We start from the raw sequence: 11,851 nt of genomic DNA, 5'->3' as shown, positions 1-11,851 counted from the left end.
CGGCCCGGCCGCCGCGGGGGCAGGCGCACGCGAGGCCCCGGATTCATTGAATCCGGGGCCTCGCTTTCCGCCGGGGCCCGGGTGGCGGCTTTCTTAGTACCAGTTGTTCGCGTAGTGGAAGTTCAGGGCGCCGCACGGCGAGCCGTAGCGGTCCTGCACGTACTTCAGGCCCCAGTTGATCTGGGTCCGGTAGTTGGTGCGGTAGTCCGCGCCGGCGCTTGCCATCTTCTCGGCAGGCAGGGACTGGACCACGCCGTAGGCGCCGCTGCTGGGGTTCGTGGCGGTGGTCTTCCAGTCGGACTCCTTGGTCCACAGCTTCTGCAGGCACTGCATTTCGCTGGCGGCCCAGCCATGGGCGGGCAGCTGCGCGGCGGCATAGGCCTGCGCGCCGGCGGGATCGTCGATGGCGACCGGCTGCACCGGGACCGCGGCGGGAGCGGGAGCGGCCGGCGCGGGCGGGGCCGGGGGTGCCGGGGCCTCGGCCGGCTTGACCTCGGAGGCCTTGGCGTCCACGGTGCCGGTGGAGGGGGAGGCCGGGGAGTTGCTGCCGACCTGTTCGAACTCCAGCTTCTGCAACGACGCGTCCTTGGACGCGGCCTCCGTGTGGGCCGAGGTGTTGGAAGCCTGGCCCGCGGCGCCTGCGCCCAGCAGGACCGCGAGGGCGGTGGCTACCACGGCGGCGCGCTTGCCCTTGGTGCCGGGGCCGGAGCCAATCCGGGACAGGGCCGTGCGCTTGGCCGGCTCGGCGCGGTGGCGCGCGACGTCGGCTTCAGCTGTCTGTTTAGCGCCTTCTGGGCGCATGGGTACCTTGAATTCAGTCATGTTTGCCTCTCAACGCCTACGGAGTTAGCTGTCGGGTTCGGATGCAAAAAATCCGGCCGCACGGAATCTCAACGTGGCGGCTTAACCCCAAGGGTGCATGGATGGAGAATGCCCGGGAACTCTGGGTCCCCCGCCTCTGCCTAATCCATCGGAATCCGGGAAGCGGCAGAGTTTGGCGTCAAACCGGATATGCGGCCAGGTCGATGGCCGCACTCTAGAACGATACCGGACTTTCCCGCGAAAGTCACATTTAGGTAACGGCGGCCATAGTTGGCGGCGTGGTTGCTTGCTCCTACTATCCCGCCGCAGATGGCGCGGGGAGGCGGACGGTGAACTGCGTGCGGCCGGGCCGGGACGTGACAGCGACGGTGCCGCCGTGGGCTTCGACGATGGCCTGCACAATGGACAGCCCCAGGCCGCTGGTGCCCTCCGCCGTCGCGGCCGGAACAGGGGAGGTCAAGGGGGCGGCGGCTCCGCCGCGCACCCTCGCCGGGGCCGGTTCCGGCGCCGGAACTGCGACGACGGGTGCCGCGGCCGTGACAGGGTTCCGGCGGGACGCGTCCGCCCGGGCAAAGCGGCGGAACACCCGGTCCACGAATTCAGGGGCAATTCCGGTGCCGTTGTCCGTCACCGTGACGACCGCGCTGCCGTCGTCGGCGCACTTCACCCCCGTGGTCACGGTGGTGCCGGGTTTGGTGTGCTTGCGCGCGTTGGAGAGCAGGTTCGCGAGCACCTGGTGCAGCTGGGCGGCGTCACCCCGCACCACCACGGGCTCCTCGGCGAGCTCCAGCTGCCAGAGGCGGTCCGGGGCCATGACCTTCTCGTCGCTGACCGTCTCGATCGCGAGCTGCGAGAGGTCCACGTCGCTGAACTTCAGCGGCTGGCCCTCGTCGAGGCGGGCAAGCAGGAGCAGGTCTTCCACGAGGGTGGTCATCCGTTCCGACTGGCTCTGCACGCGGGCGAGGGATTTCTGGCCGTCCGGGGTGAAGTGCTCGGTCATACGCATCAGCTCCGTGTAGCCGCGGATGGCCGTCAGCGGGGTCCGCAGCTCGTGGGACGCGTCGGCAACGAACTGCCGCACCTTCATCTCGCTCTGCTGCCGCGCCTCCAGCGCGCTGGAAACGTTGTCCAGCATCTGGTTCAGGGCATAGCCCACGCTGCCCACCTCCGTGCCGGGATTGGCGGCCGCCTCCGGCACCCGCACCGCCAGGGCAACCTCGCCGGCGTCGAGCGGGAGGCGGGAGACCTTGGTGGCCACCTCGGACAGGTGCTCCAGCGGTTTCATGGTCCGCCGGATCAGCGCCGTTCCGGCCAGCCCGATCACCACCAGCCCGCCGGCGGAGACCAGGACCATCGTCCAGACCAGTGAAGCCAGCGTGTTCTGTTTGTCCTTCAGGGGCAGGCCGGTAACGATCACATCGCCGTACGGTGTCTGCGCCGCGACCAGCCGGTAGGCGCCGCTGGACAGGGTCCGGTCAACGGGGAGTGCGCCGGGGGTGAGCGCCAGCAGGACGCCGGCGTCGTCGGCGGAGAGCGCCTTCCGGGTGGCGTCGTCGGCGAGGAAGCCGGCGCTGGTGACGGCGTCTCCGAGGATCCGGGCGTTGAGGGTGCCCACCGCCTGGCCGCGTGCTTCCAGCGGATCCCGGCGCCCCTCGCCGTTGCCGGGGCCGGGACGGCCGAACTCCCGCGCCCGTTCGGAGGCCTGGTCCAGCTGGGAGTCCAGCTGTTTCGTCAGGAACAGATCCATCGAGGCGTAGCTGACCAGCCCGACGGCGCCGCAGATCGCAACGAGCAGGGCCATGGCGAGCAGGACCAGTCGTGTGCGCAGGTGCCAAGTGGACGGGCTGCGCCAGTCCCGGCCGGTGCCGGAGTCTCGGGCGGGAGTTGCCACGGACTAGTCCGCCGGTTTCAGGACATACCCGGCGCCGCGCACGGTGTGGATCATCGGCGGGTGGACCGCGTCGACCTTTTTGCGGAGGTAGGAGATGTAGAGCTCCACGATGTTGGCCTGGCCGCCGAAATCGTAGTCCCAAACGCGGTCCAGGATCTGCGCCTTGCTGACCACGCGTTTGGGGTTTTCCATTAGGTAGCGCAGCAGTTCGAACTGGGTGGCGGTCAGATGAAGTTCCTCCCCGGCGCGGGTCACTTCCCGGGTGTCCACGTTCAGGACGAGGTCCCCGACCACGAGCTCGGCGGTGTCCATGGCCGCGACGCCGGAGCGCTGGACCAGCCGGTGCAGCCGCAGCAGGACCTCTTCCATGCTGAACGGCTTGGTCACGTAGTCGTCGCCGCCCGCTGCCAGGCCGGTGATCCGGTCCTGGACGGCGTCCTTGGCGGTCAGGAACAACGCGGGGACCTCCGGCGCGAAGGCCCGGATCCGGCCCAGCAGTTCGACGCCGTCGAAGCCGGGGAGCATTACGTCCAGGACAAGCACGTCCGGGCGGAACTCTTTGGCGAGTTTCACCGCCGTCGGACCGTCCGCCGCCACCGCCACGGACCAGCCGGCCATCCTCAGCCCCATGCTCATGAGCTCCGAGAGGCTGGGTTCGTCATCCACTACCAGGGCGCGGATGGGGGAGCCGTCCGGGTGCGTGAGGTGGGGCAGGTTGTTGGTCATGGAGTGCGAGGTGGCCATGCGACAACTCTCCAATCCGGCAGTAGGGGATGGCTTTGGGGATCCTGTGCGCCAGCTGTGAATCACAGCTTAGCGAGCTGGACCAGTCGGTCCGCCGGATTTGGCCCTTGTCCGGCCCGCGGACGGGAAAGTTGCGGGCGTCCAGGGCCCCTGATTTTGCTGCCGCGCCTTACCGTGAACGATTTCCGGCCGACGAGGTGACGTGGCGAATAATCTTCGACAGAACCCGGGAACCGACCGTTCGTTCGGCAATAATAAAGCACACTTCCTTGACTCGCCAGAATTGTGACTTGCGCTACAAACTCCCGTTTTGTCTCACAATGCGGACTTTGGGGTCCATTGTTACTTGCTAGTTCTTATTGTTACGTTGCACACTTCAAATGTGAACAAGAACTCAACAGCACCTGCAGCCGCAGCTTCCTGGATCAGCGCACCAGCTGGTACCGAGATGCGCTGTTGTCGAATGCACGCCTAACTTCTCCACCCCAGAACGTTTCTAGGCATTCGCTCCCAGCCCAGCGTCGGGCGCCCCTCCCCAGTTCTCATTGCGGGGAACTTAAGCATTCGAGCCGCGATGACGGCCATTCACATTGAGGTAAGCATTCCATGTCAGTTGCATCCGGATACGTCCACATCTCCGTCCGTAACGCCAACAAGGCCGGCCAGGCATCCGGCCTTCGCCAGGGCTTTGGCGGCCGCCCGAGCTACGGCCCCGCGGGAGCAGGCAACAGCTTCCCCGCCCCCGGTTACGCCGCCCAGGGCTACAATCCCAACTCGTACGGACAGCTGCGCGCCGTCCCCGCCGCCGAGCTGGCCCCGGCCACCGCGCCGACTCCGGTGATCGCCCCCGGCAACGGCAGCCCGGTCCGCCCCGTGCCCAACGACAATGTGGCCCGCGGCTTTGTCCTTTACATGGGCATCGATGAGGAAACCGCCGCGGCTGCCGGGACCTCCATTGCCAAGCTGGCGCAGGAAATCCGCGCCTACGCCCAGTCGCTGGTCGCCGGCGCCGAAAGCTACGCCGCCGTCGCCGTCGCCCCGGCATCCGCCCCGGGGTCCGCGCTCGACGTCGTCCGCTCCACCTTCGGCGATCCGACCGCCGGCGCCCGCCAGCGCGCCGAGAACGCCCGGCTCCAGCAGCCGCAGGATCCGCGCCCGTCCGGTGTGCTGATCGACCTCGCCCGCCGTGAAGTGGCGCTCGACGGCGAATCGCTGAACCTGACGTTCAAGGAATTCGAGCTCCTCAACTACCTCGTGGAGAACGGCACCCGCACCGTGGGCCGCGATGAGCTGCTCGAGGGCCTGTGGCGCAATGCCGAAGAGGTTCCCAACGAGCGGACCATCGACGTCCACATCCGCCGCCTGCGTTCGAAGCTCGGACGCCTGGCCAACACCGTGCGGACCGTGCGCGGCCAGGGATACCGGTTCTACGAGCACCCCGAAGTCGTAGTCTGGGCCGCTCCGGAGTACTCCATCTAGCCTTAGCCTATTTGCGAAGCGCCTGTCCCTGGTGGGGGCGGGCGCTTTCGCTTTCGCGGCACGATCCCTCGGCGCCTGCGCTCGCGCCGCCGTCCCCTACCCTCGCAGGGCTCGGTCAGGGATCCGACGGCGGCGCTCACGCAATAACGGCGCTTTCGGGATGTGCCGCTGCGCTACAGCGCCCTCGCACCACGCTTTGGCCGCCTCGGATGGTCCGGGCGACGGAGTACGTGCCTCCGCGGCTGTTGGCCCTGTTGTGATTCCTTCCTTTGGGCGTAGTCTCGGTCCCGTCGATCCGACTATTGGGAGGAAACATGTCTGTTGCACGTATTACTACCCTGAGCGCCAATTCGAAGACCTCGTTTGATGCCGCCATTAAGGAGGGCGTCGACCGGGCCAACAAGACCCTGCGCAATGTCACGGGGGCGTGGGTGAAGGAGCAGAAGGTCGAAATCAGCGACGGCGCCGTCGTGGCCTGGCACGTGGTCCTCGAGGTGACCTTCGTCCTGGACGACTGAAGGGACTGAGGTGATGCGCGCCCGTGGCGGATCCGGGCCGCACTAGGATTGAGCCATGAGCGCGCATCACATCAAACGTCTGGTGCTCATGCGGCACGCCAAGGCCGACTGGCCCGGCGGCGTCGCCGATCATGAGCGGCCGTTGGAAGAGCGCGGACACCGCGAGGCGCCGCTGGCGGGCAAATGGCTTCTCAAGCACGGTGTGGTGCCGGATTTCATCCTGTGCTCGAGCGCCCTGCGGACCAGGCAGACCTGCACCTGGGTGTGCAGTGAACTGGGGGACAAGGCCCCGACGCCGAAACTCGAGGACGGACTGTACGGCGCTTCGGCCCTGCGCATGCTGGCGGTCATCAACCACGTTCCGGACACGGTCACGACGCTTATGGTGATCGCCCACATGCCCGGCGTGCAGGACCTGGCCATGCATCTCGCGTCCCGGGACTCCAACCATGACGCCTACATGGATGCGGCCACCCGCTATCCCACCAGTGGCCTGACGGTCTTCGAGACGGAGAAGCCGTGGGCCGAGCTCGACGGTCAGGACGCCCGGCTGACGCACTTCAAGGTGCCGCGGGCAAAATAGCAGGCCGGCGGGCTTCCGGATTGATGGCCTGCGTGCTGATTGTGTTGTTTACTGATGCTGTTATTGCTTTTACTGCCGGTGTTGTCTTAGTGACCGAGGGAAAAGGTGGATCAGCGTGGATTCAGGACAGCTCGTAGGGATCATCGTCGGCGTCGTGGTGGTACTCGCGATCGTCGCAGGAGCAATTTACTTCAGCCGCAAGCGCAAGACTGACGCGGACAGGAACCGGGCCGCAGAAATGCGCGAAAAAGCGGAAGCCGACCAGCTTGCCGCGCGGGAGCACGAGGCGAAGGCGGCCCGGGCGGAAGCCGACGCGAAGGCAGCCGAAGTCGAAGCCGAACGCCTCCGCATGCAGGCGCGCGGGACGCAGCAGGAAGCCCAAACCGTCCGCGCCGGCGCCGAGGACCAGCTTCGCCGGGCCGACGAAGTCGATCCTGACGTCGTCGTCACCGAGCGCGGCGACGCCGGCCACCACGACACCGAGCACCTGGACGCCCGCCACCCGGACGCGGCGCCCCAAGAGGAGCTGCGCCGGGACCGGGCCGGCCGCGAGCGGCCGGCCGAGGCGGGCGGTGCCGCCGGGATCCGCGAGGACACGGCTGCGGAGCGGCATGACACCGAGGGCCCACACGGCGAACGGCCACGCAATCTCTGACGCGCCGGAATGGCGGGGGCCGCTCGCGCGATGACCCCCCGCCACTCCGCGCTTGCCCTGCTGGTTGCGGTCCTGTGGGGCATCAACTTCGTCGCCATCGACCTTGGCCTGAACCCCGGGGGCGGCGCGCAGATGCCGCCGCTCCTGTTCGTCGCCATGCGCTTCACCCTGGTGGTGGTTCCCTGCATCTTCTTCATCCGCAAGCCTGACGTGAGCTTGAAGGCCATCATCGGTGTCGGCCTGCTGATGAGCGCGGGCCAGTTCGGGCTGCTCTACCTGGCGATGGCGCTTGGCATGCCCGCCGGGCTGGCCTCTCTCGTGCTGCAGGCGCAGGTGCTGCTGACGGTGCTGCTGGCGGCCGGGATCCTTGGCGAGCGGCCCACCCGCCGGCAGTTGGCCGGCGTCGTGCTCGGGATCGCTGGCCTGTCCGTGGTGGCGGTCGGCCGGAGCCTGGTGGCCCCGCTTCTGCCCCTGCTGATTGTGCTCGCCGCGGCACTGTCCTGGGCCGCGGGCAACGTTGTGGCCCGCAAGGCGAAGGCCGCCTCGGGGCTGGGGCTCGTGGTGTGGTCCGGGGCCGTGGTGCCCCTGCCGCTGGCCGGACTCTCGCTGCTGGTAGACGGGCCCGGCGCGGTGTCGGGGGCGCTGCTGGACCTGCAGCCGGCGTCGATCCTCAGTGCCGTCTACACCGCAGCTTTCGGCTCCCTCGTGGGCTACGGCATCTGGAACCGGCTGCTGGGGCTGTACCCGTCCTCCGCCGTGGTGCCGTTCACGCTGCTGGTCCCGGTGGTGGGGATGACCACCGCGTGGCTGGTGCTGTCCGAGGTGCCTTCGCCGGCGGAAGTGGCGGGCGGGCTGTTGCTCCTCGCCGGGGTGGCAATCGCGGTGCTCCGGGCGCCTGGGCCGCGGACGGCCCGTCAGCGCCGGGTGGAGGGCTTGGCCGGGGGCTTCGGCGGCAGCTTTGCCGCCGGTTTGGACGACGACGGACGCTTGGCTGCCGGCGCGGGGGTTCGGGCGGCCGAGGTCCGGGGTGAAGCAGCGCGGGGCGCTGAAGCGCGGGGTGCGGCCGGCTTTGGCGCCGCGGAACGAGGTGCGGCCGAGGACCGGGGCGCGGCAGGACGAGGTGCTGCCGGGCGGGACGCCGCTGACCTGGGTGCCGCCCTCGGTGCGGAAGCGCGGGGGGCCGAGGCACGCGGGGTGGACGGCCGGGCTGCTGGCCTGCGCGGCGCCGGGCGCCGGGACGCCGCCGCTGGTCGACGCGACGGGTAGCCGGAGCGCCGTGCTGGGCCCCGGCCGGGCAGGACCGTGCCGGCGAGCAGCAAAAGCAGCGTCGCCGCGCCGGCGCACGCCGAGAGGTAGAAGTACAGATCCGGATGTTCGGCATCCACGCGGGTGGACAGCGCCTCCGGGTCGGGGTTGAACGCCAGGCCCCATTGGCGCAGGAATGCAATGCCGAAGGCGATGAAGAGGATGCTGCCCACCCCGCTTGCCAGCAGCGTCCTGTGCCGCCGGCGGATGACGACCTCGGCCACACACGCCACGTAGGCCACGGCGCAGGCGGCCAGGAACCACAATCCCACGGTTTCGTTAAGGGTGGCGCCGGCGAGTACCAGCAGGGCCAGCGCCGCCAACGAGGCTCCGATGGCAGTTTTGCCGCTTTTACCCATGTGGCGCATGTGACCAATCATCCCTGAACGGGACTATTTCACGACGTAGCCACGCATGATCGCCATGATTGCGGCGACACTTTGCGCCCGGGTGCGCTCCGGGTTGTAGGTCTGGCGGTCCAGTCCCACCACAAAGCACGCCCCGAAGATCGCGGTCTCCAGGCTCCCGCGCGAGACCCCGGGATCCACGGGGTACTTGGCGGCCACGGCTTCGATCGCGGCGCCGATCACGCCGAGGAGCCGGCCGCGGAGCTCCGCGAAGGTGTCCTGCCACTCGCTGGGCGTCCGCCAGTTCTCGCTCACCCACAGCCTGGCGAACGAGGGGTATTCGGCCATAAAATCCATGGCCTGGCCGATCATCTCGTCCATTGCGGCCAGCGGGTCCGCCGATTCGTCCCTGACGCTCAGCAGCCGGGCCATCAGGATGTCCACCCCGTGCCGCAACAGTTGCGCGATCAGATCCGATTTGCTGCCGAAGTTGTAATACACCGTGCCTTTGGAGACCCCGGCCGCCGCCGCGATCTCGTCCACCGTCACGCCCGCGGCCCCTCGCTCGCCGATCAGCTCCATCGACGCCTCGAACAATTTCTGTTTGGTGGCGTTGGTGCGTCCGGGCCGGAGCTTCTTGCCGCCGTCGGCGTCGGAGTCCCCGGTCGCGCTGGTGGGGGTTGCCGCGCTGATGGGGCTCATAGGGCGATCTCCGGCTTCAGGGTCTTGAGGGTCCAGAACTTGTGCTTCCGGACGGCGACGGCGGACATCGCCAGTCCCAGCAAAGTGTAGCCAACCAGGCCCAGCATGGTGGGCAGGATGCTGGCCAGATCGGCCCCGTAGATCAGGTGCCGCATGCCGCTGACCACGTAACCCATCGGCAGGAGCTGGTGGACCACGTGCAGCGGTTCCGGCGTGGTCTGCCAGGGGAAGGTGCCCCCGGAGGAGACCAGCTGCAGCACCAGCAGGATCAGCACCACAAGTTTGCCGGGTGAGCCGAGCAGCGCCACCACACCCTGGATGATCGCGCTGAACGCCATGGCGGCGGCAAGCATCAGGACCCACATCAGCACAGGGTGGGCGGGATCAAGGCCCAGCCCCACATCCACCACCAGGGTCAGCAGGCTGGCCTGTGCGGCGGCGACGGCCAGGAACGGCAGCCAGCCTCCGACGGCGATCTTCCATGCCGGCGCATTGGACGCCAGCGCGCGCTGGGTGACCGGGCGCATCGCCTGGATCAGCATAAACACGCCGATCCACAGGGCGAGGGTGAGGAAGAACGGAGCCAGCCCGGCACCGTAGGATCCGGCCTTGGCCTGGGAAACGTTGCTGACGGCCACCGGGTCCGCCATGACCTTGGCGAGGCTGTCCTTTTGCGCGTCGCCGGGGTTGGGGACCTTGCCGGCGCCCTTGGCGAGCTCGCCGGCGAGGGTGCCGGCGCCGTTGGAGGCGGTGGCCGAGCCGTCCTCAAGCCGTGCGGCGCCGTCGTCGAGCTGAGCCGCGCCGTCGGAGAGCTTGTCTGCCCCGGCGGCCGCGTTCTGCTCCCCGCTGGCCAGGGCCGCGGAACCGCTGGAGAGCTGGTCGGCGCCGGCGGAGGCCTTGCCGACGGCGTCGGTGAGGGCCGGCGTCGCCCCGGCCAGCCGTGAGGCGCCCGCGCTGACGGCTGCCGAGCCGTCCGCGAGCTGCTGGATCTGCCCGGCGGCGCCCTTCAGCGCAGCGGCCGCGCCGGAGGGGGCCGGGGTGTTATGGGCGTCGTAGTCGGCCATCAGGGAGTCGGCCTGGGGCTGGAGCATCAGCCCGGAGGCCACCATGCGAGCGGTCGACTCCGCCACCTTGGCGCGCTGGGCCTGCGCGGCGGCCTGATCCGCCGCGGCCATTTGCCCGGCGATGCCCTGGAACTTGGTGTTCAGCGCGGCGTTTCCGGCCGCCACCTGGGCGGCGCCGTCGGCCAGCCGCTGCGAGTCCGCGGGCAGGGTGGCGGTCTTGTCCGTGAGCTGGCCCAGCCCGGCGGCGAGCTGCCCGGCGCCGCTGTTGAGGGCGTTGGCGCCGTCGAGTAGTTTGTGCTGCCCGGCCGCCAACTCGGCGGCGCCGCTCCGGAGCGAGCCCGTGCCCTGGTGAAGGGTCACCGTGCCGTCGTGAAGCGAGGACACTCCGCCGGCGAGCTCGCGGGCGCCATCGGAGGCCTTGAGCATCTGCGTGTGGATGGTGCCGAAACCGGTGAGGAGCTGGTTGGCGGTGCCTTCGCCCACCTCTTTCGCGACGCTCGCGTGGACAGCGGTGGTGAGCTTGTCCACGATGGTGCTGAGCAGGTAGTTGTTGGCGTCGTTGGTGGTGACGTTCAGCATGGCCTGGTTGGCGGCGTCGAAACTCCCCGGCGAGACCAGGTTGGCGGAGAAATCGCGGGGGATCTTCAGCGCGAACGCATACTTGCCGTTGCTCACGCCCTCATCTGCCGCCTCCGCGCTGGAGACGGCCTGCCAGTTGAACACATGGCCCTCCACCAGGCTGTCGGCGACCTTCCGGCCAGCCTCCAGCCGGGAGCCGTCGGCCGTGCCGGCTCCGGTGTCTTCAACCACGAGGGCCGCGTCGATCTGGTTCAGCTTGCCGTAGGGATCCCAGTTCGCATACAGGTACACCGCGCCGTAAAGCAGCGGCACCAGGGTCAGCGCCAGGATGGTCAGCTTCGGCAGCAGGCCGCCGGTCATGCGCTTGAGTTCGGAACGGGCCAGCCGCAGCACGGTCATCGGGCATCCTCGGTTTCGGAGATAAGGGGGGCTTCGGCCGGTTCGGGCGCCGGGGCGGCGTTGCCGATCTCCGCGACCGGACCGGTCCAGTCCGCCGGGACACTGCCGACGACGGCGACGACGGCGAGCGGACGGCCGGCGTCGTACGCCAGTTCCGCCAGCCGCGGCAGCCAGTCGGCGGGGTCGCCGCTGTGCCGGTCGGGGGAGTCGACCACCAACAGGTCGGTGTGCGGGTTGGCCAGGGCCAGTGCCGTGAGCAGCTCAAGGCGCCGGTCCGCGGGAAGTTCCTCGGCCCAGCGCCCGGCAATGTCCTCGAAGCGGTTGACCTTGAGCCAGGGCGTGCTCAGCAGCGCGCCCCGGTAGCGGCGGGGGATCAGGGCGAGGTCCTCGGTGACGAGGTCGCGGACGCTCAGGTGCGGCTCCGGTTCGTTCACGCCGGGGGCGTCGACGACGGCGCTGGCCTGCCGCAGCTGCTTGATCCGCGTTGCGCCGTCCCAGTCGATGGCGCCGGCCGTGGGCTTCATTCGGCCGCTGAGCGTCAGGGCCAGGGCGGTCCGCTGGTCCTGGCGCTTGCCGCTGACGAGGAGCAGTTCACCCCGGGCGGCCTGCAGCGAGGTCGGCGGGAGCAGGAAATCGCGCCGGCCCTTCACGTGGAGCTGTTGAACGCTGAGCAAGGAAAGCCTTTCGCAGAAATGGTCTGCTTCAAGGCTAACTAAACTGACCGGTCAGTTCAAATAGATGTGAGCGAACGGACACTTCGCGC

General features: G+C 68.9%; 11 protein-coding genes, 1 pseudogene and 1 riboswitch. Of the genes and pseudogenes, 6 read left to right on the top strand and 6 right to left on the bottom strand.

Annotated features, from left to right (window positions below):
- Positions 1 to 93 precede the first annotated feature (93 nt).
- The 3 genes from ABLI39_RS12795 to ABLI39_RS12785 form a co-directional block, all read right to left on the bottom strand.
- A complete protein-coding gene (locus ABLI39_RS12795; protein ID WP_349413799.1) occupies positions 94 to 822 on the bottom strand; it encodes an aggregation-promoting factor C-terminal-like domain-containing protein in 729 nt (242 codons plus the stop codon).
- Positions 821 to 1,010, bottom strand: a riboswitch (cyclic di-AMP (ydaO/yuaA leader). (Overlaps the previous gene by 2 nt.)
- A 107-nt stretch (positions 1,011 to 1,117) precedes the next feature.
- Positions 1,118 to 2,713 (bottom strand): sensor histidine kinase, encoded by a 1,596-nt coding sequence (locus tag ABLI39_RS12790; RefSeq protein WP_349413798.1) that lies wholly within the window; start codon positions 2,711 to 2,713, stop codon positions 1,118 to 1,120.
- Between the two features lie 3 nt (positions 2,714 to 2,716).
- The gene (locus ABLI39_RS12785) at positions 2,717 to 3,457 is read right to left on the bottom strand and encodes a response regulator transcription factor (RefSeq protein WP_349413797.1); all 741 of its coding nucleotides are present in this window, start codon (positions 3,455 to 3,457) and stop codon (positions 2,717 to 2,719) included.
- 606 nt (positions 3,458 to 4,063) lie between these two features.
- Here ABLI39_RS12785 and ABLI39_RS12780 point away from each other — a divergent pair.
- The 6 genes and pseudogenes from ABLI39_RS12780 (at position 4,064) to ABLI39_RS12755 (ending at position 8,383) form a co-directional block, all read left to right on the top strand.
- Positions 4,064 to 4,936 carry a winged helix-turn-helix domain-containing protein gene (locus ABLI39_RS12780; RefSeq protein ID WP_349413796.1) on the top strand — a complete coding sequence of 291 codons (873 nt, stop codon included), beginning with the start codon at positions 4,064 to 4,066 and terminating at the stop codon, positions 4,934 to 4,936.
- Between the two features lie 314 nt (positions 4,937 to 5,250).
- Complete coding sequence (locus ABLI39_RS12775; protein ID WP_024366200.1) at positions 5,251 to 5,454, top strand: dodecin family protein; 204 nt, start codon at positions 5,251 to 5,253, stop codon at positions 5,452 to 5,454.
- 55 nt (positions 5,455 to 5,509) lie between these two features.
- On the top strand, positions 5,510 to 6,037 hold the full coding sequence (locus ABLI39_RS12770; protein WP_349413795.1) for a SixA phosphatase family protein: 528 nt from the start codon (positions 5,510 to 5,512) through the stop codon (positions 6,035 to 6,037).
- A 115-nt stretch (positions 6,038 to 6,152) separates the two neighbouring features.
- Entirely contained in the window at positions 6,153 to 6,692 is a 540-nt protein-coding gene (locus ABLI39_RS12765; RefSeq protein WP_349413794.1) for a hypothetical protein, read from the top strand.
- A gap of 30 nt (positions 6,693 to 6,722) precedes the next feature.
- A pseudogene (locus ABLI39_RS12760) lies at positions 6,723 to 7,718 on the top strand (EamA family transporter); the annotation flags it as partial.
- Positions 7,719 to 8,062: 344 nt separating this feature from the next.
- Positions 8,063 to 8,383 carry a hypothetical protein gene (locus ABLI39_RS12755; RefSeq protein ID WP_349413793.1) on the top strand — a complete coding sequence of 107 codons (321 nt, stop codon included), beginning with the start codon at positions 8,063 to 8,065 and terminating at the stop codon, positions 8,381 to 8,383.
- Positions 8,384 to 8,389: 6 nt separating this feature from the next.
- Here the strand turns inward: ABLI39_RS12755 and ABLI39_RS12750 are convergent, their stop codons facing one another.
- From ABLI39_RS12750 to ABLI39_RS12740, 3 genes are read right to left on the bottom strand one after another with little or no spacing between them, the layout of a single operon-like run.
- Complete coding sequence (locus tag ABLI39_RS12750; RefSeq protein ID WP_349413792.1) at positions 8,390 to 9,046, bottom strand: TetR/AcrR family transcriptional regulator; 657 nt, start codon at positions 9,044 to 9,046, stop codon at positions 8,390 to 8,392.
- Positions 9,043 to 11,088 carry a YhgE/Pip family protein gene (locus tag ABLI39_RS12745; RefSeq protein ID WP_349413791.1) on the bottom strand — a complete coding sequence of 682 codons (2,046 nt, stop codon included), beginning with the start codon at positions 11,086 to 11,088 and terminating at the stop codon, positions 9,043 to 9,045. Before ABLI39_RS12745 ends, ABLI39_RS12750 begins: the two co-directional genes overlap by 4 nt.
- A complete protein-coding gene (locus ABLI39_RS12740; RefSeq protein ID WP_349413790.1) occupies positions 11,085 to 11,762 on the bottom strand; it encodes a sugar ABC transporter ATP-binding protein in 678 nt (225 codons plus the stop codon). The genes ABLI39_RS12745 and ABLI39_RS12740 overlap by 4 nt, the downstream gene beginning before the upstream one ends.
- Positions 11,763 to 11,851 lie beyond the last annotated feature (89 nt).

Origin of the sequence: Pseudarthrobacter sp. B907, from assembly GCF_040137805.1 — a bacterium.
Taxonomy (GTDB): domain Bacteria; phylum Actinomycetota; class Actinomycetes; order Actinomycetales; family Micrococcaceae; genus Arthrobacter.
This window is presented reverse-complemented; position numbering and strand designations above follow the sequence as displayed.